At 69.7% G+C, this 23388-nt stretch carries 19 protein-coding genes; 9 read left to right on the forward strand and 10 right to left on the reverse strand.

The annotated features are described in order from the left end of the window. Positions 1 to 85: 85 nt before the first annotated feature. From rseP to pyrH, 7 genes are all read right to left on the reverse strand, one after another. Positions 86 to 1447, reverse strand: coding sequence for an RIP metalloprotease RseP (gene rseP, locus LY625_RS11175; RefSeq protein ID WP_233740290.1), 1362 nt, complete (start codon positions 1445 to 1447; stop codon positions 86 to 88). A 24-nt stretch (positions 1448 to 1471) separates the two neighbouring features. Next, entirely contained in the window at positions 1472 to 2707 is a 1236-nt protein-coding gene (locus tag LY625_RS11180) for a 1-deoxy-D-xylulose-5-phosphate reductoisomerase (protein WP_233740291.1), read from the reverse strand. Then, positions 2704 to 3540 (reverse strand): phosphatidate cytidylyltransferase, encoded by an 837-nt coding sequence (locus tag LY625_RS11185; RefSeq protein ID WP_233740292.1) that lies wholly within the window; start codon positions 3538 to 3540, stop codon positions 2704 to 2706. Before LY625_RS11185 ends, LY625_RS11180 begins: the two co-directional genes overlap by 4 nt. Next, positions 3537 to 4301 carry a polyprenyl diphosphate synthase gene (gene uppS, locus LY625_RS11190; protein ID WP_233740293.1) on the reverse strand — a complete coding sequence of 255 codons (765 nt, stop codon included), beginning with the start codon at positions 4299 to 4301 and terminating at the stop codon, positions 3537 to 3539. Before uppS ends, LY625_RS11185 begins: the two co-directional genes overlap by 4 nt. Before the next feature lie 23 nt (positions 4302 to 4324). Next, on the reverse strand, positions 4325 to 4882 hold the full coding sequence (gene frr / locus LY625_RS11195) for a ribosome recycling factor (protein WP_233740294.1): 558 nt from the start codon (positions 4880 to 4882) through the stop codon (positions 4325 to 4327). A 65-nt stretch (positions 4883 to 4947) separates the two neighbouring features. Beyond that, a complete protein-coding gene (locus LY625_RS11200) occupies positions 4948 to 5850 on the reverse strand; it encodes a cation diffusion facilitator family transporter (protein WP_233740295.1) in 903 nt (300 codons plus the stop codon). A 60-nt stretch (positions 5851 to 5910) separates the two neighbouring features. After that, positions 5911 to 6642 carry a UMP kinase gene (gene pyrH / locus LY625_RS11205; protein WP_233740296.1) on the reverse strand — a complete coding sequence of 244 codons (732 nt, stop codon included), beginning with the start codon at positions 6640 to 6642 and terminating at the stop codon, positions 5911 to 5913. Positions 6643 to 6873: 231 nt separating this feature from the next. On the opposite strand from pyrH, the gene LY625_RS11210 reads away from it, so the two are divergent. Further along, positions 6874 to 9909 carry a TonB-dependent receptor gene (locus tag LY625_RS11210; protein ID WP_233740297.1) on the forward strand — a complete coding sequence of 1012 codons (3036 nt, stop codon included), beginning with the start codon at positions 6874 to 6876 and terminating at the stop codon, positions 9907 to 9909. Between the two features lie 144 nt (positions 9910 to 10053). Here LY625_RS11210 and tsf read toward each other — a convergent pair whose 3' ends face one another. Both tsf and rpsB read right to left on the reverse strand, forming a co-directional pair. Then, complete coding sequence (gene tsf / locus LY625_RS11215) at positions 10054 to 10923, reverse strand: translation elongation factor Ts (RefSeq protein ID WP_233740298.1); 870 nt, start codon at positions 10921 to 10923, stop codon at positions 10054 to 10056. A 61-nt stretch (positions 10924 to 10984) separates the two neighbouring features. Then, complete coding sequence (gene rpsB, locus LY625_RS11220) at positions 10985 to 11848, reverse strand: 30S ribosomal protein S2 (RefSeq protein ID WP_233740299.1); 864 nt, start codon at positions 11846 to 11848, stop codon at positions 10985 to 10987. 305 nt (positions 11849 to 12153) lie between these two features. Here rpsB and map point away from each other — a divergent pair, with 305 nt between their 5' ends. Genes map through dapE form a run of 5 tightly spaced genes read left to right on the forward strand, consistent with a single transcriptional unit; the run spans position 12154 to position 17951 of the window. Further along, on the forward strand, positions 12154 to 12930 hold the full coding sequence (gene map / locus LY625_RS11225) for a type I methionyl aminopeptidase (RefSeq protein ID WP_233740300.1): 777 nt from the start codon (positions 12154 to 12156) through the stop codon (positions 12928 to 12930). Continuing rightward, positions 12927 to 15599, forward strand: coding sequence for a [protein-PII] uridylyltransferase (gene glnD / locus LY625_RS11230; protein WP_233740301.1), 2673 nt, complete (start codon positions 12927 to 12929; stop codon positions 15597 to 15599). Before map ends, glnD begins: the two co-directional genes overlap by 4 nt. Then, entirely contained in the window at positions 15596 to 16462 is an 867-nt protein-coding gene (gene dapD, locus LY625_RS11235) for a 2,3,4,5-tetrahydropyridine-2,6-dicarboxylate N-succinyltransferase (RefSeq protein WP_233740302.1), read from the forward strand. Before glnD ends, dapD begins: the two co-directional genes overlap by 4 nt. After that, positions 16459 to 16818, forward strand: coding sequence for a Spx/MgsR family RNA polymerase-binding regulatory protein (locus tag LY625_RS11240; RefSeq protein WP_233740303.1), 360 nt, complete (start codon positions 16459 to 16461; stop codon positions 16816 to 16818). Before dapD ends, LY625_RS11240 begins: the two co-directional genes overlap by 4 nt. Then, the gene (dapE, locus tag LY625_RS11245; RefSeq protein WP_233740304.1) at positions 16818 to 17951 is read left to right on the forward strand and encodes a succinyl-diaminopimelate desuccinylase; all 1134 of its coding nucleotides are present in this window, start codon (positions 16818 to 16820) and stop codon (positions 17949 to 17951) included. The genes LY625_RS11240 and dapE overlap by 1 nt, the downstream gene beginning before the upstream one ends. A gap of 69 nt (positions 17952 to 18020) precedes the next feature. On the opposite strand, the gene LY625_RS11250 is transcribed toward dapE, so the two are convergent. Beyond that, positions 18021 to 20291, reverse strand: a complete 2271-nt coding sequence (locus LY625_RS11250) for a M28 family peptidase (protein ID WP_233740305.1) — start codon at positions 20289 to 20291, stop codon at positions 18021 to 18023. Positions 20292 to 20494: 203 nt separating this feature from the next. Between LY625_RS11250 and asnB the strand changes: the two genes are divergently transcribed. From asnB to LY625_RS11265, 3 genes are all read left to right on the forward strand, one after another. Beyond that, entirely contained in the window at positions 20495 to 22213 is a 1719-nt protein-coding gene (gene asnB, locus LY625_RS11255) for an asparagine synthase B (protein WP_233740306.1), read from the forward strand. Between the two features lie 154 nt (positions 22214 to 22367). Further along, complete coding sequence (locus tag LY625_RS11260; protein WP_233740307.1) at positions 22368 to 22838, forward strand: hypothetical protein; 471 nt, start codon at positions 22368 to 22370, stop codon at positions 22836 to 22838. A gap of 82 nt (positions 22839 to 22920) precedes the next feature. Further along, entirely contained in the window at positions 22921 to 23385 is a 465-nt protein-coding gene (locus LY625_RS11265; protein ID WP_233740308.1) for a hypothetical protein, read from the forward strand. Positions 23386 to 23388 lie beyond the last annotated feature (3 nt).

Raw genomic sequence — 23388 nt, forward strand, 5'->3', positions numbered from 1 at the left:
GTTCGGTCTCACGCGGCGCCGGCCTGGGCAGGCGCCACATCGGGGCAGGTCTGGATAGGGGGCAGGAGCTTGGCGGGGGGCGACATCAGCGCACCAGGTTGTTGATGATGTCGTTGTAGAACGCCAGTCCCATCAGGGCGGCAATCAGGGCGAGGCCGACGTACTGGCCGACCACCATCGTGCGCTCGCTTACCGGGCTGCCCTTGACCAGCTCGATAAGGTAATACAGCAGGTGACCGCCGTCCAAGACCGGAATCGGCAGCAGGTTGAGGATCCCCAGGCTCAGCGAGAGCAGCGCGAGCAGGGAAAGGAACCAGGCGGCCCCCTGGTCGGCGTAGGCATTGGCCGCCCGGGCGATGGTGACCGGGCCGGCGACGGTGTTCTCCACCGCCACCCGGCCGGTGAACGCGCGGCCGATCATCGCCACCAGCTCGCCGGTCTGGTGCCAGCCCTCGGCCAGCGCGGCCGGGACCGCCTGCAGCGGCCCGTACTGCAGCAGTGCGTCCTTTTCCGGCATCCGGGGCTGGGCCGCGGCCACGCCCAGGGCCCAGTAGGCTTCGCCGTCGGGGCGCTCGAGCCGCGCCGGCAGGAGCTCGAGCGCCAAGCGGTCGCCGTCGCGCACGACCTCGACCATCGCCTTGCCGCCGTGCGCGCCCAGTTGCTGGACCAGGGGGCCGATGTCCAGCCAGTCCGCGACCGGGGTGGCGTCGATCGCGGTGATCCGGTCGCCCTCGGCCAGCACGCCCCAGGCGGGGGTGTCGGGCTCCACCCGCCCGACCACGGGCGGCACCGAGAGGTGGCGCGGCGCCAGGCCGATCTCGGAAAGCACCCGGCGCTCGTCGATCTGCGCCGGCAGGCGCGAGAGCGGCAGCGCGCGCGATTGCGCCGGTCCGTCCCCTGAACGCACGGTCAGCGTGACATCGGCCCGGTCCAGCGCGGCCGGGATCAGCGCCATGTGGACCTCGCTCCACGTGGGGGTCTGGCGTTCGCCGACAGCCAGCACGGTGTCGCCGCGTTCCAGGCCCGCCTCGGCGGCGATGCCCTCCACCGCGCCGATCACCGGGGCGTAGTCCGGGCGCCCGATCACGAACATCGCCCACAACAGCCCGACGCACAGCAGCAGGTTGGCCGCCGGTCCGGCGCCGACGATGGCGATGCGCTGCCACACGCTCTTGCGGTTGAAGGCCTGGCCGGCGAGCTCCGCCGGGACCTTCTGCTCGCGCTCGTCGAGCATCTTCACGTAGCCGCCGAGCGGCAGCAAAGCCAGCACGTACTCGGTGCCGTCCCGGCCGGTACGCCGCCACAGTGGCTTGCCGAACCCGACCGAGAAGCGCAGCACCTTCACCCCGCAGCGGCGGGCGACCCAGAAATGGCCGAACTCATGGAAGGTGACCAGCAGGCCGAGCGCGACGATCAGCCACCAGACCGAACCCAGCAACTCACTCATCGCAGGCCTCGCAGGCGGGCGCGCTCATGCCGGCAGCCCACGGGCAGCGACCAGCGAGCCGGCGTGGCGGCGCGCGGCGGCGTCGGCCTCGCGCAGTGCATCGAGCGAGCCGGCAGGGGTGGCGGGCAGGGCGGCAAGGGTCTCCTCGACCAGCGCGGCAATCGACAGGAAACCCACCCGGCGCTGAAGAAAGGCTGAAACGGCGACTTCGTTGGCGGCATTCAGCACCGCCGGAGCGGTGCCCCCGGCCTCCAGTGCGCGGAATGCCAGGTCCAGGCAGGGGAAGGCGGCGGTGTCCGGCGGCTCGAAGTCCAGCCGGCCGCCCCCGGCCAGCAGGTCCAGGCCGGCGACCCCGGACCCGATGCGCTCCGGCCAGGCGAAGCCGACCGCCAGCGCGGTGCGCATGTCCGGCAGGCCCAGCTGCGCCAGGGTCGAGCCGTCGACGAACTCCACCATCGAGTGCACCAGGCTCTGCGGATGCACCACCACGTCGATCCGCCCGCCGGGCAGGCCGAACAGGTGGTGGGCCTCGATCACCTCCAGGCCCTTGTTCATCAGGGTGGCCGAATCCACCGAGATCTTCGGCCCCATCGACCAGTTCGGGTGGTCGACCGCCTGCTCCACGGTGACCGTGTCGAGGCTGTCGCGGGGGCGGCCGCGGAACGGGCCGCCGGAGGCGGTCAGCACCAGCCGCGCAACCTGGGTACGCAGCGCCTCGCCCGGCAGCCCGGCAGTGCCGTTGCCGGCGGGCTGCGGCGGCAGGCACTGGAAGATCGCGTTGTGCTCGCTGTCGACCGGGATGACCGTTGCCCCACCAGCGCGGGCCGCCGACATCAGCAGCTCGCCGGCGAGCACCAGGGATTCCTTGTTGGCCAGCAGCAGGCGCTTGCCGGCATGGGCCGCGGCCAGGGTGGAGGGCAGGCCCGCCGCGCCGACGATGGCCGCCACCACGGTGTCGCAGGCATCGCTCGCGGCCAGCGCCTCCAGGGCATCGCCGCCGGCCTGCGCGCGGGTGTCCAGCCCGGCCGCGCGCAGGCCATCGCGCAGCGCCGGATAACCGCCCTCGTCGGCGATCACCGCGTGCGCCGGCCGGTGGCGCACGCACAGCTCCACCAGTGCCTCCACGTTGCGGCCGGCGGCCAGCACGGTTGCCTGCAGCCGGCCGGGATGGCGGGCGATGACGTCCAGCGCCGAGCTGCCGATGGAGCCGGTGGCCCCCAGCACCGCGATGCGCTGCGGATTGGATCCGGCGCTGGTCACAGCCCGAGCACCGCCTTGCCCAGCGCGAACGCGGGAAGCGCGGCCAGCACCCCATCCACCCGGTCGAGCACGCCGCCGTGCCCGGGAATCAGCTTGCCCGAATCCTTCACCCCGGCCTGGCGCTTGAGCAGGCTCTCGACCAGGTCGCCGATCACCGAGAACAGCGCCGCGACCAGGCAGACCACCGCCAGGCCGGGCAGCCGCGCGACCGGGATGCCGGTGCTCAGCGCGACCAGCAGGCCGACGCCGACGCCGACCACCAGCCCGCCGAGCAGGCCTTCGATGGTTTTGTTCGGACTCACCCGCGGCGCCAGTTTGTGCCGGCCGAGCTTGCGACCGACGAAATAAGCCCCCGTATCCGCGCCCCAGACCACGAACAGCGCCACCAGCAGCCAGCGGTCGCCATGCGGCTGGCCGGCGTGGATGTAGCCCACCGCGGTCCAGGCCGGGATCATCGCCAGCGCGCCGGCGGCCAGCTTGGCCATGCGCGAGTAGCCACCCGGATCGCGGGCGAAACCGGGGTAGCGCAGCCACAACAGCGAGACCAGCCACCAGGCCACGCCCACCGCGCTGGCCAGCAGGAACAGCACCAGGCTGATACCGCTGCCCGAGCGCGAGGCCCAGACCAGGCCGACCATGACCGCCAGGTGCGCGGCCAGCAGCGCGAAGCGCGCCACGCTGTCGTCCACTCCGGCCAGTTCCAGCCACTCCCACAGGCCCAGCAGCAGTACCACCGCGGCCAGCACCATCATCCATCCGGTGGGCAGCAACAGGATCGCGGCGATCGCAACGGGAGCCATCACCAGTGCGGCGAGCGTGCGGATGCGGGTCATCGGGCGCCCTCCGGGGCGTGTGCTGGTTGCCGGCTCTGGGCTCCGGTCAGGCCGAAGCGGCGCTCGCGACCGGCGTAGTCGTCCAGCGCGGCCTGAAGTGTCGCCGTGTCCAGCTCCGGCCACAACACGTCGGTGAACCACAACTCGGTATAGGCCATCTGCCACAGCAGGAAGTTGCTGATCCGCTGGTCTCCGCCGGTGCGGATGAACAGGTCGGGCGGCGGAAGGTCGGCCAGTGACAGGTGCGCGGCCAGCAACGACTCGTCTATCGCCGCCGGATCAAGGCGTCCCGCCGCGGCTTCGCTTGCCAGCCGACGGGCGGCGGCGGTGATGTCCCAGCGCCCGCCGTAGCTGGCGGCGATCGCGAGTTCCAGCGTGGAGTTGGCCTGGGTGTGCGCCTCGGCGGCCGCCATGCGCTCGACGATCGCGGGGGAAAAGCGCCCGCGCTCGCCGATGAAGCGCACGCGCACGCCGCGCCGGGCGAGCTCCTCGACCTCGCGTTCCAGTGCGCCCATGAACAGCTTCATCAGCGCACCGACCTCGTCCTGCGGCCGGCCCCAGTTCTCGCTGGAGAAGGCGAACAGGGTCAGCGCGCCAATCCCGCGCTCCAGGCAGAAGTCGATGCAGATGTTGACCGCCCGCGCACCGGCCCGGTGGCCGACCGCGCGGGGGCGGCGACGGCGCTCGGCCCAGCGGCCATTGCCATCCATGATGACGGCGAGGTGGCGGGGCAGGCGGGGGGTGGACTCGGGTCCGGCCATGGCGGGCAGCAACGGCGAGGCCGTCAGACCGCCATCAGCTCCTGCTCCTTGGCCTTGACCACCTCGTCCACGTCCTTGATCGCCGAGTCGGTGATCTTCTGGATTTCGTCCTCGCTGCGGCGCACGTCGTCCTCGGAGACTTCCTTTTCCTTCAGGAGCTCGCGGAACTGGTTGTTGGCGTCGCGGCGCACGTTGCGGATGGCGACCTTCGCGTTCTCGCCTTCGCCGTGCACGACCTTGGTCAGTTCGCGGCGGCGCTCCTCGGTCAGCGCCGGCAGGTTGATGCGGATCACGGTGCCGGCGGTGTTCGGCGTCAGCCCCAGGTCGGAGTTGATGATCGCCTTCTCGACCGCGGAGACCATCGGCTTCTCCCACGGAGTGATGGTCAGCGAGCGCGAGTCGGTCACCGATACGCTGGCGACCTGCGACAGCGGCATGTCCGAACCGTAGTAGTTGACCTTGATGTGGTCGACCAGCGCGGTGTTGGCGCGTCCGGTGCGGACTTTCAGCAGGGCGTCGCGCAGCGATTCGACGCTCTTGTGCATGCGGGTCTGGGCGTCATTCTTGATCTCGTTGAGCATCGCCGGCTCCGGTCAGGTGCGGTAAGCGCGCCAGTATAGCGTCAGCGGTGCGGCCGGCGGGCCCCTCAGTGGGCGTGCGGGGCGCGGTCATGGAGATCGTGCTCGCAGCTGGTCCCGTGCTCGATCTGGATCGTCGGATGGTTGATCCGGAAGCGCTCGTCCAGCTCCCGCACCAGCCGGTCGATGAAGCGGTCGTGGTCCTCCAGCGGCGGACGGACCAGGTGGGTGGTCATGGCGATCTCGCCGGTGCCCAGCGACCAGATGTGCAGGTGGTGCACGGCCTCCACGCCGGGCTGGCCGGCCAGGAACTCCAGCACCTGCGAGCGCTCCAGCGTGCGCGGGACGGCGTCCATCGCCGCCTCGAACGCGGCCCGCAACAGCCCGGCCGCACCCAGCGCCACGACCACGCCGACCAGTACCGCGATTGCCGGATCAAGCCAGGCCCAGCCCAGCCACCAGATGCCGGCCCCCGCCAGGACCGCGGCGAAGGACACCCCGGCATCGGCGAGCAGGTGCAGGTAGGCACCGCGGCGGTTGAGGTCGTGCTCGTGGCCGCCGCGGACCATCCAGGCGGTGCCGAGGTTGACCGCGATGCCCAGCGCGGCGACCAGCATCACCGCCGTGCCCGGTACTTCCGGCGGGGCGGCGAAACGCCGCGCCGCCTCCCACAGCAGCGCGCCGGAGAACCCGACCAGCAGCAGCGCGTTGGCAAGCGGCGAGAGCAGCGTCGCCCGGCGCCAGCCATAGGTGTGGCGGTCGGTGGGCGCACGCCGGGCCAGCACCGCCGCGCCCCAGGCCAGGCCCAGGCCGAGCACGTCGCCGAGGTTGTGCAGCGCGTCGGAGAGCAGCGCCAGGGAGTTGGTGGCAAACCCGTAGCCGGCCTCCACGATGGTGAAGGCCAGGTTGATCAGGGTGACGGCGGCCAGCGCCCTGGTGGGGTGGCTGTGGTCGTGGTGATGTCCGTGCATGCCGCGATGGTGTCACCGCGTCGCGGTGGACACTATTTCATGCGTCACTGCGCCCGCGGATCAGGAAGTCGCGCCGCGACCCTGGACCAGGGTGCCGATGGCCTCGCCCTGCAGGATGCGAAGCAGCTCGCCGGGGTGGCCCATGTTGAAGATGCGCAGCGGCAGGTGGCTGTCGCGCGCCAGGGCGAAGGCGGCGGTGTCCATCACCTGCAGGTCGCGGGCGATGACCTCGTCGTAGCTCAGCCGGTCGTAGCGGACCGCATCGGGGTGCCGCGCCGGGTCCTTGTCGTACACGCCGTCGACCTTGGTCGCCTTGAGCAGCAGGTCGGCGCCGATCTCGATCGCGCGCAGCGCGGCGCCCGAGTCGGTGGTGAAGAAGGGATTGCCGGTGCCGGCGGCCAGGATCACCAGCCGGCCCTTCTCCATGTGGCGGATCGCGCGGCGGCGGATGTAGTCCTCGCACACGTCGTTGATCTTGATCGCGCTCATCACCCGGGCCTTGCCGCCGAGCTTCTCCAGCGCGTCCTGCATGGCCAGCGCGTTGATCACCGTGGCCAGCATGCCCATGTGGTCGCCGGTGACCCGGTCCATGCCCCCGGCAGCGAGGCCGGCGCCGCGGAAGATGTTGCCCCCGCCGACCACCAGCGCGATCTCCGCACCGGCCTGCTGGGCCTCCATCACCTCGCGCGCCAGCCGCCCGATCACCTTGGGATCGATGCCGTAGTCCTCATCGCCCATCAGCGCCTCCCCGGACAGCTTGAGCAGGACGCGGCGGTAGGCAAGGTCGGACATGGGGTGGTTCCGGACTGTGGAGGCGGGTGCGATTGTACTGCACCAACGCCAGACGGCCCCGCACAGGCACGGGACGGAAGCGATCGCATCTGTGCCCCGGCGGGAACCCACCAAGTGGCCAGAAATTGTCAGGATTTGGCAAAAAAAAGGTAAAAAATGACTTGTGCGTGCATCCGTGCAGTAGTAGAAGAGGCGTGCAACTGCTTCATCCACTATTCAGGAGGCTGCAAGGTGTCGCGAAATCACATTCCACGTTTACGTCCGCGTGTCCTGACCATCGCGTTGTTGGCCTGCATGGCAGCGGGCGCGGCTCATGCCCAGTCCAATACCGCGGGTTCGATCTTTGGCAGTGCCGGCGAGCCGGGTACCACCATCGTGATCCGCAATGCCGACACCGGGCTGACCCGCCAGATCACCGCGGACGCCAACGGCCGTTATTCAGCCAGTTCGCTGCCGACCGGCCGCTACACGGTGACTGTTCAGCGTGATGGCCAAGTGCTGGCCACGCGCGAGGACGTACAGGTCACCATTGGTGGTGGACAGGAAGTCTCGTTTGCTACTACGGGTGGGGCCAGCAGCGCAGGCGCTACCGATCTCGATCGGGTGGTCGTGACCGGTGTGTCCTCGGCGTCATACATTGACGTGTCATCCACCGACACACGAACCGTCTTCACCGCAGACCAACTCGAGATGCTGCCGGTGGGACGCAGCATAGAGTCCGTGACCCTGCTCGCCCCCGGCGTGGTTGAGGCCGATTCGCGCTATCCGAACACCGCTTCGTTCGGCGGTTCCGCCGCTTCTGAGAACGCGTTTTACATCAACGGGTACGCGGTCACCAACCCGTTGACCAACATGGGCTCGAGCACGCTGCCGTTCGATGCGATCAGCCAGATGCAGGTCATCACCGGCGGATATGGCGCCGAGTTCGGGCGCGCCACCGGTGGCGTGGTCAACATCGTGACCAAGCGCGGCGGCAACGAATGGGAGTTCGGTGGCCAAATTACCTATCGGCCGGATTCGCTGCGTGCCGAGTCGCGCAACATCTACTACCCGCACAACGGCACCCCTAACGACGGCCTAATCTATCAGAAGCGTACGGAGCACAGCCTAGATTCGTGGAGCTACGGCGCCTATGCGGGAGGGCCACTGATCCGCGACCGGCTGTTCGTTTATGTCTCAGGTGAAATTGAACAGCAGGACCAGACCAGCGTGCTGGGCCGTCCCGGCGGCGCGACCAACGGGTATCGCGAATACCGCTACGACATTCCGCGCTGGATGGCGAAGGTCGACTGGAACATCACCGACAACCACATCCTTGAGCTCACCGCGGTCTCGGACATCACCAAGAACGCGGTCGACTACTACCCGTACGAGTACGTGCCTGACAGTAACGAGACGGTCCAGGGGGATACCAAGACCGGCGGGTACTACTACAAGGATGGCGGCGAGTTGTTCATCGGACGGTACACCGGCTACATCACCGACGACCTGACCCTCACTGCGCTGTACGGCAAGCAGGACCAGGACCATGTCGCCGATCCGTTCGGCTACGACCCCTCCGTGGTCTATGTCAGCGACAGCCGTCCCATCGCCAATCCGGTGCAGCGCGGCACCTACGCCCAGCTGGACTTTCAGGATGCGTTCGATGAAACCGAAGGCGGGCGCCTAGACGTGGAGTGGCGCGTGGGCGGCCATGCGCTGCGCCTGGGTTATGACCGACAGGACTCGACATCCCGTGCCGGCGAGGTGACCTCGGGTCCCGGGTATCGCTGGATCTACAACCGGTGCGCCGCGGACGTCAACACCATCCCGGGCGGCGGCGGTGCCGTGTGCCCCGGCGGCAACGGTGATTACGTTTCGCAGTACAAGTATGCCAACGGCGGCACGTTCTCCGTTGAGCAGGCCGCCTATTACCTGGAGGACAGGTGGCAGGTCAACGACAACTGGTTGCTGACGCTGGGCGTACGCAACGAGAGCTTCAAGAACTTCAATGCCGACGGCATCATCTATGCCGAGCAGGACGACCAATGGGCCCCGCGCCTGGGCCTCAGCTGGGACGTGTTCGGCGACTCGACCTTCAAGGTGTTCGCCAATGCCGGCCGGTACCACCTGGCGATGCCCAACAACGTCGCCCTGCGCGGTGCGGCCGCATCGCTCTACACCAACGAATACTTCGCCTTCACCGACATCGACCCGGTCACCGGCGAACCGCTCGGCCTCACGCCACTTGGCGATGGCCCGTATTCGTCCAACCGCGAGTACGGCCAGGCTCCACATCCGGATTCGGTGACTGCCAAGGACCTGAAGTCGCATTATCAGGACGAGTTTGTCATCGGCTTTGAAAAGCAGCTGACCGAGTCCATCAATGTGGGAGGGCGCTTCGTTCATCGTGACCTGAAGGCCGCCATCGACGACATGTGCGACTACCGTCCGGCGTACAACTGGGCAATCGCGCAGGGTATGTCGGAGGAGATGGCGGACCAGCTCGGCAACGAACTGGCGAATTGCCGCCTTTTCAACCCGGGCGAAGGCAACACCTTCATGCTCGACGACGGTAGCGGGCAACTGGTCGAAGTGGCATTGACCGCCGACGAACTCGGTTTCCCGAAGCTCAAGCGCAAGTACCAAGGGCTGGACCTGTTCCTGGAGCGGCCATTCGACGGCACCTGGTACGGCCGCCTGGACTACACGCTCTCGCGAAACTATGGCAACGCCGAAGGCCAGCTGAAGTCGGATATCGGACAGGAGGACGTGTCCCAGACCCAGGACTGGGATCACCCGGAACTGATGGACCACGCCGACGGCTACCTGCCCAACGATCGTCGCCACTACCTGAAGGCCTACGGCTTCTACCAGCTGACCCCCGAGTGGCGCTTCTCGGCCGCGGCGACCTTCCATTCGGGACGCCCGAAGAACTGCATGGGCTATTACCCCCAGACCCCGGAGAACGAAGACTTCAATACGAACTGGGCATATGGTGGACCGTACTACTTCTATTGCAACGGCGAACCCACGCCGCGCGGTAGCCAAGGGCGGTTGTCTTGGACCAACAAGGTGGACTTGGGCGTAGCGTACGCTCCGGCCTTTGCCGACAACGCACTGGTGTTCTCGGTTGATGTGTTCAACGTGTTCGACGAGCAGGTCGCCCAGAATCGGATCGAGTATGGGGAGAACGGCGGTCCGGGTGGTCCCTACGCCCATGCCGGGCGAGTGGTGAGCTACTCCGCCCCCCGCAGTGTCCGTTTCGCGGTGCGATACGACTTCTGATCCCCCGCTGCGCCCGGCGGTTACCGGGCGCTCTCTCCTCTGAAGTCATTCGGCCACCGGCATGCCGGTGGCCTTTTTCTTCCAGCAGACAAAAAAGGGCCCCGGAACATCCGGGGCCCTTCGGGGTCCAGCGGGACCGGCGGCTTACGCCAAGCCGGCCTGCTTCATGACCTCGGAAGCGAAGTCGTCTTCCTGCTTCTCGATGCCCTCGCCAACCGCCAGGCGGACGAAGCCCAGCACCTCGGCGCCGGCGCCCTTGAGCACCTGCTCGACCGACTGGTTGGTGTCCAGCACGTACGGCTGGCCGGTCAGGCACAGCTCGTTGACGGTCTTGGCGACCTTGCCCGCCACCATCTTCTCCAGGATCTCGACCGGCTTGCCGGTGTCCTTCACCTGGGCCAGGGCGATCTCCTTTTCCTTCTCGACGAAGTCGGCCGGGACGTGGGCCGGGGAGACATACGGGGGGTTCATCGCGGCGATGTGCATGGCCAGGCCGCGGGCCAGCTCGGCGTCGCCGCCCTTGAGCTCGACCAGCACGCCGATCCGGCCGCCGTGGACGTAGGAGGCCACGGTATTGCTGCTGTCGATGCGGGCCATGCGGCGGACCTGCACGTTCTCGCCGACCTTGGCGACCAGCGCCGAGCGCGCGTCCTCGACGGTTTCGCCGGTCGGCAGGGCGGTGCCCTTCAGCGCCTCGACATCGCTGGCGCCCAGGGCGGCCTCGGCGACCGCGTCGGTGAAGGCGAGGAAGTTGCTGTCCTTGGCGACGAAGTCGGTCTCGGAGTTGATCTCGACCAGTGCGGCCTTGCCGTCGGCCTGGGCGGCGGTGACGCGGCCCTCGGCGGCGATGCGGCTGGCCTTCTTGTCGGCCTTGGCCAGGCCCTGCTTGCGCAGCCACTCGGCGGAGGCGTCGACGTCGCCGTTGTTCTCGGTGAGCGCCTTCTTGCACTCCATCATGCCGGCGCCGGTGCGCTCGCGCAGTTCCTTGACCTGGGATGCGGTGATCTGTGCCATGGGGATTCCTCTCTATGGGGGAGTGCGGCCGCCAGCATCGGGCGGCCGCGTTACGCCGTACTTACTCGGCGGCCGGCTGTGCTTCTGCGGCGTCCTTCTTCGGGGCCGCGTCCTTTGCCGGTGCGTCCTCGCCTGCCGCGGCGGCGTCCTTGGCCGGGGCGGCCTTCTTCGCGGCGCGGCGCGGCTTGTCCTCGCCGGCGGACTCGGCGAAGTCCTCCTCGCGGACGCTGGCGGCCTGCGGCGCGGCGGCCTTGCCCTCGAGCACGGCGTCGGCCGCGGCGCGGGCGTACAGCTGGATGGCGCGGATCGCGTCGTCATTGCCCGGGATGGCGTAGTCCACCAGGGCCGGGTCGTAGTTGGTATCGACCACCGCCACGACCGGAATGCCCAGCTTGCGGGCTTCCTTGACCGCGATGTCCTCGTGGCCGATGTCGATCACGAACAGCGCGTCGGGCAGGCGGTTCATTTCCTTGATGCCGCCCAGCGAGGCCTCGAGCTTGTCGCGCTCGCGGCGCAGGGTCAGCACTTCGTGCTTGACCAGCTTCTCGAAGGTGCCGTCGGTCTCGAACGACTCCAGCTCCTTCAGCCGGCCCACCGACTTCTTCACGGTCGCGAAGTTGGTCAGGGTGCCGCCCAGCCAGCGCTGGGTCATGAACGGCATGCCGCAGCGCTCGGCCTCTTCGCGGATCGACTCGCGGGCGCTGCGCTTGGTGCCCAGGAACAGGACGATGCCGCGCTTCTGGGCGATGCCCGAGATGAAGTTCATCGCGTCGTTGAACAGCGGAACCGTCTTCTCGAGGTTGATGATGTGGATCTTGCCGCGGGCACCGAAGATGTACGGGCCCATCTTCGGGTTCCAGTAGCGGGTCTGGTGGCCGAAGTGGACGCCGGCTTCCAGCATCTGGCGCATGGTGATCTGGGGCATTGCTGTGACTCCAGGCTGTGGAATCCCGGCCGCCGGACAGGTGGGGCGGCTGCACCGGCTTGGAGCCGGGCGTGGGATTCCGGGGTTGGGCCTCCCCGCTGCCTCCGTGGCCGAACCCCGTCCTTGCGGACTGGAGCACCCCGGCACGGGCTGTTGCAGCAGGTGTGTATTCACCGGTGACGCCCGGCGTGGGCGGCGCGTAAACACGCAGCCGCCGGATTCTACGCCCGCACCCCGTAGGGCGCAATAGCCGCCCTGGAAGCGTGCGGTCGCCCGGTGGGGCGCGGGTGGGGGATAATGCCCGAATGGCCATCACCCTGAAGACCCCCGAAGAAATCGAGAAGATGCGCATCGCCGGCCGCCTGGCCGCCGAGGTGCTCCAGGTCGTCGCCCCGCACGTGAAGCCGGGCGTGAGCACCGAGGAGCTGGACCGCATCTGCCACGACCACATCGTCAACGTCCAGGACGCGATTCCGGCGAACGTCGGCTACCGCGGCTTCCCCAGGACTGTGTGCACCTCGGTCAACAACGTCATCTGCCACGGGATCCCCAACGGGTCCAAGGTCCTGAAGGACGGCGACATCGTCAACATCGATGTCACCGTGATCAAGGACGGGTGGCACGGCGACACCAGCCGCATGTACTACGCCGGCGAGCCTTCGGTGCTGGCGAGGCGGCTGGTGGACGTCACCCGCGAGGCGATGTTCCGCGGGATCCGCGTGGTCAGGCCCGGCGCGACGCTGGGTGACGTCGGCCACGCGATCCAGCAGTACGCGGAGTCCGAGCGCTTCAGCGTGGTGCGCGAGTACTGCGGCCACGGCATCGGCAAGGTCTACCACGACGAGCCGCAGGTGCTGCATTACGGCCGGCCGGGCGAGGGGCTCGTGCTGCAGGAGGGAATGACCTTCACCATCGAGCCGATGATCAATGCCGGCAAGCGCCACACCCGGGTGCTCCCCGATGGCTGGACCGTGGTGACCAAGGACCGTTCGCTCTCGGCGCAGTGGGAGCACACGGTGGTGGTCACCGCCGACGGCGTCGAGATCCTCACCCGCACCCCGGGCGACGACAACGACCTATGACCGCGCGGGGCCCGGCCAGCTCGGGTGGTGACAGCACGGGGGGCCACGGTCCCGACCCCGACCACGCCAGGCGCGCGCGCCAGGAGCAGGACGCGGCCTGGGCCGCCGGCGCGCGTGAACAGCTGGCGATTGCGGACGCGGGCTTTGCCGCACGCTTCGACGAGGGCGAGGACATCGACCGCTTGCTGGCCGAGCGCGCCGCCGAGGTCGACCTGCTGGTGCAGGGTGCCTGGCAGCGGGCTATCCCGTCGGAGGCCGACCTGGCCCTGTTCGCGGTCGGCGGCTACGGGCGCGGCGAGCTGTACCCGTTCTCCGACATCGACCTGCTGGTATTGGCCGAGCCGGAGCCCTCGCGACTGCATGCCGAGGCGCTGGGGCGCTTTTTCGCCCTGCTGTGGGACTGCGGCCTGCCGGTCGGCCATGCGGTCCGGTCGCTGGACCAGTGCACCGAGGCCGCCGCCGACCTGACGGTGCTGACCTCGCTGCTGGAGGCACGTCCGCTGGCGGCCAACGAGCATGAGCGGCGCGAGCTGCAGGCGGCCACCTCGCCGAGGGTGGTCTGGCCGCCGCGCGAGTTCTTCCACGCCAAGCGCCAGGAGTTGCTGGAGCGGCACGAGCGTTTCGACGACACCGCCGACAACCTGGAGCCGCACCTGAAGGAAGGCCCCGGCGGGCTGCGCGACGTGCAGACCCTCAACTGGATGAGCCTGCGAACCATCGGCACCGCCGACCTGGAGTCGCTGGTCGCCTTCGGCCAGCTGGGCGCCGACGAGATGGAAACACTGGAGCGCGAACGTCGCGCCCTGGCGCGGCTGCGCTATGGCCTGCACCTGGTCGCCGGCCGCCGCGAGGAGCGGCTGCGCTTCGACTACCAGAAGCGCCTTGCCGCACGGCTGGGCTTCCAGGACCAGGGCGGCACCCTGGCGGTCGAACAGATGATGCAGGGCTTCTACCGCAACGCCTCGCTGGTCCAGCGGATCGGCGAGCGCCTGCTGCAGCGGTTCGAGGAGCAACTGGAAGGCGAAGCCGAACCCGAGCCGCTGGACCGGCTGTTCGAACTGCGCCGCGGCTACCTTGCCGCCCGTGATGCCGGCTGGCCGCGTTCGCCCGCCGAGGTGCTGGCGCTGTTTTCCGCCTGGGCCGCCCGCGGCGAGCTCAAGGGCCTGCATTCGCATACCGCGCGCGCGCTGGCCGAGGCACTGCCGGAGGTGCCCGACTACGCCTCCGCCGACAACGGGCTGCGGCGCGATTTCGTGGAACTGCTGCGCGGTCCTCAGCCAGTGCGCAGCCTGACCCGCATGGCGCGGCTCGGCGTGCTCGGACGCTGGATCCCGGCCTTCCAGCGGGTGTCCGGACGGATGCAGTTCGACCTGTTCCATGTCTATACGGTCGACCAGCACACGCTGGCGGTGCTGCGCAACATCGCCTCGTTCGGCCAGCCCGGCCCGGATCCGCGTTTCGCCATGGCGCACCAGGTCTGGCCGCGCCTGCGCAAGCCGGAACTGCTGTTGCTGGCGGGCCTGTTCCACGACATCGCCAAGGGGCGCGGCGGCGACCATTCCGAGCTCGGCGCCGGCGAGGCCCGTGCGTTCTGCACCGCCATGGGCCTGGGCGAGGCCGACACCGCGCTGGTGGAATGGCTGGTGCTGCGCCACCTGCTGATGTCGATGACTGCGCAGAAGCAGGACATCGCCGATCCGGACGTGATCCACCGCTTTGCCAGCGAAGTCGCCGACCGCGAGCGGCTGGACCACCTCTACCTGCTGACCTGCGCCGACATCGCCGGCACCTCGCCCAGGCTGTGGAACGCTTGGAAGGACCGGTTGCTGGCCGACCTGTACACCGCCACCCGACTGGCGCTGCGCCGCGGCCTGGAGAACCCGATCGCCGCTGAGGAGCGTGCCGACGAGGCCCGCCAGGCGGTACGCGGGCTGCTGCGCGAACGCGGCCTGGACGATGCGGTGATCGAGCCGCTGCTTGCGCGCACCCCCCAGGCCGGCTTCCAGCGCGGCCGTCCCGACCAGCTGGCCTGGCAGGCGGCTTCGCTGCACGGCCTGGCGGACGGCGCCACGCGGGTCGCGGTGCGCCAGGTCTCCGCCCAGCCCGGCGCACTGGAGGTCTTCGTGCACGGGCCGGACCGCGACGGTCTGTTCGCGGCGATCGTCGCGACCCTGGACCGCGGCGGACTGGCGATCCAGCAGGCGCGCGCACTCGATGGGCCGGGCCGCACCGTATTCGACACCTTCGAGGTGGTGCCCAACGATCCGGAGCGCCCGCCGCCGCACGCTGCCGAGGTCGAGGCGCGGCTGGTCCGCGCCCTGGACGGGCCGCTGGAGCGCGTGCGTCCGGCGCGCCGCACGCTGCCGCGCCACCTGAAGCATTTCCGCATCGTCCCGCGGATCGGCTTCGATGACGCCACCGGTGGCCGCACCCTGCTCAGCCTGGTCGCCACCGACCGCCCCGGGTTGCTGGCCGAGGTCGCCGACGTGCTGCGCCAGCAGCGCCTGCGGGTCCACGATGCCCGAATCGCGACCTTCGGCGAGCGCGCCGAGGACGTCTTCCAGATCACTGCCACCGACGACCAGGGCCATGACCGGCCGCTGGACGGGCAACAACGACAGGCACTGTGCGATGCGCTGCTGGCCTGCCTTGAAGGAGAAAACCGATGAGTCCGCCCCCAGCCGCGCCCGGCGCGGAGCCCGCCAACGAGTTGCAACTGGTGATCGAGGGCGCGTTCGAACGCCGCGCCGGCCTGACCGTCGACGAGATCGAGCACTCCACCCGGCCGGCGGTCGAGCAGGCGATCGAGGGCCTGGAGAGTGGTGCGCTGCGCATCGCCGAACCCGACGGCAACGGTGGCTGGAAGGTCAACGAGTGGCTGAAGAAGGCGGTCCTGCTGTACTTCCGCACCCAGGACATGGAGCTGGTCGAGGCCGATCCGGCACCGTTCTGGGACAAGGTCCCGGCGCGCTTCGCGGCTTTCGACGAGGCTGCTTTCCGCCAGCTGGGCGCACGGGTGGTCCCGGGCGCGATCGTGCGCCGTGGCGCGTACATCGGCCAGGACGTGGTGCTGATGCCCAGTTTCACCAATATCGGTGCCTACGTCGGCGAGGGCACGATGGTCGACACCTGGGCGACGGTCGGCTCCTGCGCCCAGGTCGGCGCCCACTGCCACATCTCCGGCGGCGCCGGCATCGGCGGGGTGCTCGAGCCGCTGCAGGCGACGCCCACGATCATCGAGGACCACTGCTTCATCGGCGCACGTTCCGAAGTCGTGGAAGGCGTGGTGGTCGGCCACCACAGCGTGATCGGCATGGGGGTGTTCCTCGGCCAGAGCACGCGGATCTACGACCGCACCACCGGCCAGGTCAGCTACGGCTACGTGCCGCCTTACAGCGTGGTGGTGTCCGGGCAGCTGCCGGCGGCCGACGGCTCGCACTCGCTGTATTGCGCGGTGATCGTCAAGCGGGTGGATGCGCGCACGCGCGAGAAAACCTCGGTCAACGAGCTGCTGCGGGGGCTGGCATCGTGACCACCACCCTCTACGGGCTCAAGAATTGCGACACCTGTCGCAAGGCACGCAAATGGCTCGATCGTTTCGGGGTCGAGCACGAATTCATCGACTACCGCGACGACCCGCGCAGCCCGGAAGAGCTGGTCGAGTGGAAGGACAAACTCGGCGGCTGGGACGCGATGGTCAACAGGTCCTCGACGACCTGGCGGCAGCTGCCGGCGCACCGCAAGACGCCGGGCTCGGACGCGGAGTGGAAGCTGCTGCTGCGCGAGTACCCGCAACTGGTCCGGCGGCCGGTGGTAGTGACCGGTGACGGCGAGGTCACCCAGGGCTTCAGCGACAACGGCTTCAAGAAGCGGTTCGGCAAGGACTGATGCCGGACGTCCTCGAGCTTGCGAAGGAACTGATCCGGCGCCGGTCGGTGACACCGGACGACGCGGGGTGCCAGGCGCTCGTTGCCGCACGGCTGGAGCGGGCGGGGTTTGCCTGCGAGCGCATGCGCTTCGGCGCCGTCGACAACCTGTTTGCGACCCATGGCGACCCGTCCGGGCCCACGCTCCTGCTGCTCGGGCATACCGACGTGGTACCGCCCGGCCCCCGGGAGGACTGGACGAGTGATCCATTCGAACCCGAGGTCCGCGGCGGCGTGCTGTACGGGCGCGGGGCGGCGGACATGAAGGGCAGCGTGGCCGCGTTCGTGCTGGCCGCCGAGCGCTTCGTCGCCGGGCATCCGGATCACCCCGGCCGGCTGGCGCTGCTGCTGACCTCCGACGAGGAGGGCGACGCGATCGACGGGGTCCGGCGGGTTGCCCGCACGTTCGCCGGGCGCGGCGAGCGCATCGACTGGTGCATCACCGGCGAGCCGTCCTCGACCGCCCGGCTGGGCGATCTGTTGCGGGTCGGCCGCCGTGGCAGCCTGACCGGCACCCTGCGGGTGCGGGGCATCCAGGGCCACGTCGCCTACCCGGAGCAGGCGCGCAACCCGATCCACCAGGCACTGCCGGCGCTGCACGAGCTGGCCTCGCGGCGCTGGGACGACGGTTACGAAAGCTTCCCGCCGACCAGCCTGCAGATGAGCAACATCGAGGCGGGTACCGGTGCCAGCAATGTCATCCCCGGCGAGCTTCGGGTGGTGTTCAACCTGCGCTACAACCCGCACTGGGACGCCGACCGGCTGGTCGCCGAATGCGAGCAGGTGCTGCATGGGCACGGCCTGGAGTTCACGCTCGACTGGCACCGCAGCGGAGAGCCGTACTACACCCCCGAGGGCCCGCTGCGGGCCACCGCGCGCGAGGTGCTGGCCGGATATGCGGGCGCACCGCCCGAGGAGAGCACCGGCGGCGGGACCTCGGATGCGCGGTTCATCGCCCCGCTGGGCGCGCAATGCATCGAAGTGGGGCCGGTGAATGCCAGCATCCACAAGGTGGACGAGAACGTGGCGGTGGCGGACCTGGAACGGTTGCCGGGGCTTTACCTGGAGATGGTGCGGGGGATGCTGGTGAGGTAGGCGCGCTGGAATCTTCCCGGGTGCGCTTTGCTTACCCGGCTACGGCTACGGCTACGGCTACGGCTACGGCTACGGTTGCGGGAGCAGGGGGATGGGGGTGAGGGCGAGGCTGGCGTCGCCGTTGCCGACCGGCATTCCGATGGCATCGCGGGTGTGGCGGATCGGGTCCAGTTCCGCGGACAGGCCCGGGTCGCGGTCGAAGGCGTAGAGGGTGGCGGGAGCCGCGGGCGCGTCGAACTCGAACAGCACCCCGTCCGGGTTGTCGCTGATGACCCGCAGCTGGCTCCAGCGCGCGGGATCGGCGTGGCGCGGCGGATGTGCGAGCGGTTCGCCGTCCACGCGCAGGCCGGACAGCCCGATCGTCCCGGGAACCACCAGCACGATTTCCCCGGCGCCCCGGACCGACCGCACCCGCACCCGCGCGCGCGGGTGACCCCCCGGCTCCTGGTGCGATTCGGCGGTGACCACCGGCGATGGCAGCCGGGGGGCCGCCGGACCCGGGATCGCACTGCCGCCGCCCCAGGGAAATAGCGGGCGGTAGCCGTCCGCCAGTCCGGCGTCGTGGCGGAACTCCACCGGCAGCACCGCACGCGGTGCCACGAACACCCGCGCGCCGTTGCCGTCGTCCACCTGGAGCAGGTTCACCTGCCGCGGCACATGGGCGTCGAAGGCCGGCAGGGAAAGCGCCACCAGGGCCAGTGCCGCGACCGCCGCCCAGGCCGCGATTGCCAGCACCCGTGCCGTCCGTACGCCATCGACCAGCGCCGGCAACAGCGGCAACAGCGCGATGCCGGCCAGCAACGGCGTCGCGAGCAGGCCTTCGTGGCCGAGCGCGTCGTAACTGCCGAGTGCATAGGGTGCGTACAGCACCGCCGCCGCCACCGCGGCCAGGCCCGCCGACGCTATGACGTGGCGGGGTGCCAGCTGCGCCGGCAGCACGGCCGCCAGCAGCGGCAGCAGGCCCAGGTGGGCGGCGCCGGGCATCCACAGGGTTGCCGCCAGCGCGACCAGCACCAGCGGGACCAGCGAGGCGAGCGCCAGGGCCTCCGTCCCGCAGGCGCGGCCGATGGCCCGGCCTGCCGGCACCAGCAGCCCCGGTGCCAACACCAGGAAGCAGGCCACCAGCACGCCGCCCTGCGCCGTCCACGCCGCCGGCATCGCGCCCATGTGGCGCAGCAACGCATGCGCCACCACGGACAGCAGCACCAGCGCGGCCAGCGCAAGCACGGACAGGACCGCCGCAGCCACCAGGTGCGGCAGGCGCATGCCGCCGGCGCGGTGCAGGCGCCAGCCCCAGGCGAGCCAGCCCAGCAGGCCGGCTGCCAGCAGCACCGCGTTCCAGGCCACCGGCCAGCCGGGCATGATCCCGCCGGGCAGGGCCACGAACACCGCATCGCCCTTGGCGGCCACCGGCGCCGGCGCGTCGGCGAAAGCCCGTGCCAGCGACAGCACATGCCCACCATGGTGCTGCAGCGATCGCGGGTCCAGGTGCGCCAGGTTGTCCAGCGGCGTGTGGTAGCGGGCGGCCCCTTCGGCCCAGGCGAAGTTGAGCCCGGCCAGCCCCTCGCGGCGGTAGACGGTGAAGTCGGTGTCGTTGGGCAGGGTGCGGTAGACCTCGTACTCCAGCGAGGAGCCGGCCGGGTGCCGCAGGACCCGGCCCGCCAACCGGGCGATCGCCGCGTTGCCGTCCTGGGTCTCGATCAGCAGGCTCGGCCCGGTGGTGCCGCGCGCCTCCAGGTTGACCACGTGGGCGATGCGGGCGAACTCGGGCTCGCGGACGAAGGCGTGGGCCCCCAGCAGCCCGAGTTCCTCGCCGTCGTTGAACAGCAGCCAGGTGTCGCGCGCCAGTGGCGGACCGGCGAGCAGCGCGCGGGCGGCCTCCAGGATCGCGGCCACCCCGGCACCGTCGTCGCCCGCGCCAGGCCCGGCGGCGACCGAGTCGTAGTGCGCCGAAAGCAGCAGGGCGTCCGCCGGGCTGGCCCCGGGAACCCGGGCCAGCACATTGTCCACGGTGGCGCAGGCCAAGGCCCCGCAGGTGAAGCGGCGGCGGACTTCGGGGTCCAGGCCCAATCCCCGCAATTCGGCGACGACCCGCTCGCGCACCGCGGCGTTCGCGGCACTGCCGGTGGGGTGGGGCGCCTCGTCGCCGAGGATCCGCGCCAGCGCGTCCATCGCCCGCGCAGCGGAGAATTCCGTCTGTGGCGCATCGGGTCCCGCCGCCGGGGGCGCCCGGGTGCCGGCCACGCCGAACCAACCGGCGAGCAGGAACAGCAACGGCAAGGCAAGGAGCGCGAGCGGAGAGGAGGAGCGCGCTAACGCGTATGAGTCCTGGCTGCGCATGCTGTGATCGAATTGATGGCCCGGGTTCCGGGCGTCGCGACCGACTATATCGGTCAGGCAAGTACCCCGATGGAAAATCACTGTCGTCCTGCTGGTCATTGTTGTCGATTCATCACTGGCCGGTTCCCCGGTATCGCTGCGTTGGAGTCAGCGGGGGGCGATACGTGCCGCCGGTCCGGGCGGGCGTGTGAGGAGCCGCGGCAATGTGCTCGATCCTCGGAATCTTCGGACTGCAGCCCGGTGACGATGTTGCCGGCCTGCGCCGGCAGGCGCTCGATCTGTCGCAGCGCCAGCGCCACCGCGGGCCCGACTGGAGCGGCGTGCACGCCGACGACGGCGCGATCCTGGTCCACGAGCGGTTGGCGATCGTCGACCCGGCCGGTGGCGCCCAGCCGCTGTGCTCGGCCGACGGCGACCTGGTGCTGGCGGTCAACGGCGAGATCTACAACCACCGCGCGCTGCGCGGGGAGTTGGCCGATCCCTGGGAGTTCCAGACCGCCTCCGACTGCGAGGTGATCAATGCGCTGCATGCCCGGGGCGATGACCCGGGCGAGTGGCTGCGGCGGCTCAACGGCATCTTCGCCTTCGCCCTGTGGGACCGCCCGCGGCGCCGGTGGCTGGTCGCCCGCGACCCGATGGGCGTCGTCCCACTGTACTGGGGCCGCGACGGAAGCGGACGCATGTGCGTGGCCTCGGAGATGAAGGCGCTGGCCGGCATCTGCTATGACATCGCCCAATTCCCGCCCGGGCATTACTACGACAGCGACGGCGACCGGCTGGTGCGGTACTGGCAGCGCCCTTGGCGTGACTACGACACCACCGCGGGCGTGCAGGTCGCGCCGGATGAATTGCGCGCGGCCTTCGAGGCCGCGGTGCACCGGCAGCTGATGAGCGACGTGCCCTACGGCGTGCTGCTGTCGGGCGGCCTGGACTCCTCGCTGGTGGCCGCGTGCGCGGCGCGCTTCGCCCGTCGGCGCATCGAGGAGGACGACCGCGCCGAGGCCTGGTGGCCGCGGCTGCATTCCTTCGCGATCGGCCTGGAAGGCTCCCCCGACCTGGCCGCCGCGCAGGTCGCCGCCGACGCCCTGGGCACGGTGCACCACGGTTTCACCTACACCCTGCAGGAGGGCCTGGACGCGCTGCCGGAGGTGATCCGCCACATCGAGAGCTACGACGTCACCACCGTCCGTGCCTCCACCCCGATGTACCTGCTGGCCCGGCGGATCCGCGCGATGGGGGTGAAGATGGTGCTGTCGGGCGAGGGCAGCGACGAGATCTTCGGCGGCTACCTGTACTTCCACAAGGCGCCCGGCGCCCGCCAGTTCCACGAGGAACTGGTGCGCAAGCTCGACGCCCTGCACCAGTACGACTGCCTGCGCGCCAACAAGTCGATGATGGCCTGGGGCGTCGAGGCGCGGGTGCCGTTCCTGGACCTGGAGTTCCTGGAGGTGGCCATGCGCATGGATGCCGCCGCCAAGATGGTGCGGCCGCGGTCCGCCACGGCCACCAGCGGGATCAGCTCCGGCACGGACCCGCGACCCGTCGAGAAAGCCGTCCTGCGCGAAGCCTTCGACGGCTACCTCCCGGACCCGATCCTCTGGCGCCAGAAGGAGCAGTTCAGCGATGGCGTGGGCTACGGCTGGATCGAGGGACTGAAGGAATACGCCGAAACCCGGGTCGGCGGCCGCGAGTTCGCCTTCGCCGCCAGCCGCTTCCCGGTGAACCCGCCGATGACCCGGGAGGCCTACCTGTACCGGCATGTCTTCGAGCGCCACTTCCCCGGCGAAGCCTGCGCTCGCACCGTACCGGGCGGCAAGTCGATCGCCTGCTCGTCACCGGTGGCGATCGCCTGGGATGCGGCGTTCGAGGCCCTGGCGGACCCCTCCGGCCGTGCGGTGGCGGGGGTGCACCACGCCACGTGAGGCAGTACGGGCGCCGGGATCCAGTCCCGCCAGTAGTTGTCCGCCAAGGCGCCCGACACCCACACGTGATAGGTTCGCCCAAGGGCAGCCATGTACGGCTGGCTCACAGGGAAGTAACGCGGCGCAGGTGGCGCCAACCACGGAGGGTGAGGAAATGCAGCAGGCTGCCCAGGCGGTGGCGGAACGACGTCCCGCCAACATCGATCAGCTGGTCCTGATCATCCAGCGCGAGTTTCCCCGGGCCGGGATCCGCATCACCGGCCGGGCCCGGACGGTGCGGCGTCAGGCGGAATTGATGGCGCAACGCATCCGCGCGAACCGACTGGAGTTCCTGGGGACCTATCGCACGGCGCGCCACATCATCGAGATGGACGAGTGGTATCAGCGCAGTCCGCGCGCAACCGAGCAGCAGACGGTGGACGAGTTCGAGCGGCTGATCCATGAAGCCCGCGCGCGTGGGGCGCTCGTGTCGAACCATTTGTCCGACAGCGCGCGCGACATCAGCTGGCCGATGGGTTCGGCACGCGAACTGGACCAGATCGAGGTGCGGATCATCGAGCTTGGCGCAACGGTATTGCGTGAGCCCCATGCGGCAGGCGGGAGGCACTGGCATGTGGACTGGTAGCTTTCGCGTTCTGCAAACGGCCGCCGCCGCGGCTGTCCTGGCATGGGCGCTGGCTTCATGTGCCTCTCCTGCAGCGCAGCAAGTGTCCGCCGACGGCGGTGGCGCGCAGCCCGCCGTCGCCTGGTGGTATGACCTGGAGCTGGATCCCGTGGATGGCGAGGTCCGTGGGATCCCGGTCGGGGAGTTTGATCCCGGCTGGGCGGCAGCAAGCGGGCTTGGCGAGGAGGAGCTCGCCTTGCATGTCGCTCCGGCCGGGCTCGCGGCCCTGCGGGATGCGGGGCTTTACTTCGTCACCAGCCAGGATCTGGATCTGGATGGCGTCGTCGAAGACGTTTTCGTGGGAACGTACGAGGCCCAGGACGGGGGCCGCGGACGATTCCTCGCCATTTCCCGTGGGGGCCGGCTGCTGCGGCACTTCGTGCAGTCCGGCAGCGCAGGTTTCAGCGCACTGCTGCCGGTGCAAGGCGGCGTGCGCTGGTACAAGTGCCTGGAATGCGGCGAGTACGAGCTGCTCCGCTGGACCGGTGGATCCTACGTCCTGGAGTAATCC

Origin of the sequence: Lysobacter sp. GX 14042, from assembly GCF_021390425.1 — a bacterium.
Taxonomy (GTDB): domain Bacteria; phylum Pseudomonadota; class Gammaproteobacteria; order Xanthomonadales; family Xanthomonadaceae; genus Novilysobacter.

Coding starts and splice junctions, on each gene's coding strand:
- rseP (WP_233740290.1), bottom strand. CDS start 1,447: ATGAGTGAGTTGCTGGGTTCGGTCTGGTGGCTGATCGTCGCGCTCGGC.
- LY625_RS11185 (WP_233740292.1), bottom strand. CDS start 3,540: ATGACCCGCATCCGCACGCTCGCCGCACTGGTGATGGCTCCCGTTGCG.
- uppS (WP_233740293.1), bottom strand. CDS start 4,301: ATGGCCGGACCCGAGTCCACCCCCCGCCTGCCCCGCCACCTCGCCGTC.
- frr (WP_233740294.1), bottom strand. CDS start 4,882: ATGCTCAACGAGATCAAGAATGACGCCCAGACCCGCATGCACAAGAGC.
- LY625_RS11200 (WP_233740295.1), bottom strand. CDS start 5,850: ATGCACGGACATCACCACGACCACAGCCACCCCACCAGGGCGCTGGCC.
- pyrH (WP_233740296.1), bottom strand. CDS start 6,642: ATGTCCGACCTTGCCTACCGCCGCGTCCTGCTCAAGCTGTCCGGGGAG.
- tsf (WP_233740298.1), bottom strand. CDS start 10,923: ATGGCACAGATCACCGCATCCCAGGTCAAGGAACTGCGCGAGCGCACC.
- rpsB (WP_233740299.1), bottom strand. CDS start 11,848: ATGCCCCAGATCACCATGCGCCAGATGCTGGAAGCCGGCGTCCACTTC.
- map (WP_233740300.1), top strand. CDS start 12,154: ATGGCCATCACCCTGAAGACCCCCGAAGAAATCGAGAAGATGCGCATC.
- glnD (WP_233740301.1), top strand. CDS start 12,927: ATGACCGCGCGGGGCCCGGCCAGCTCGGGTGGTGACAGCACGGGGGGC.
- dapD (WP_233740302.1), top strand. CDS start 15,596: ATGAGTCCGCCCCCAGCCGCGCCCGGCGCGGAGCCCGCCAACGAGTTG.
- dapE (WP_233740304.1), top strand. CDS start 16,818: ATGCCGGACGTCCTCGAGCTTGCGAAGGAACTGATCCGGCGCCGGTCG.
- LY625_RS11250 (WP_233740305.1), bottom strand. CDS start 20,291: ATGCGCAGCCAGGACTCATACGCGTTAGCGCGCTCCTCCTCTCCGCTC.
- asnB (WP_233740306.1), top strand. CDS start 20,495: ATGTGCTCGATCCTCGGAATCTTCGGACTGCAGCCCGGTGACGATGTT.
- LY625_RS11260 (WP_233740307.1), top strand. CDS start 22,368: ATGCAGCAGGCTGCCCAGGCGGTGGCGGAACGACGTCCCGCCAACATC.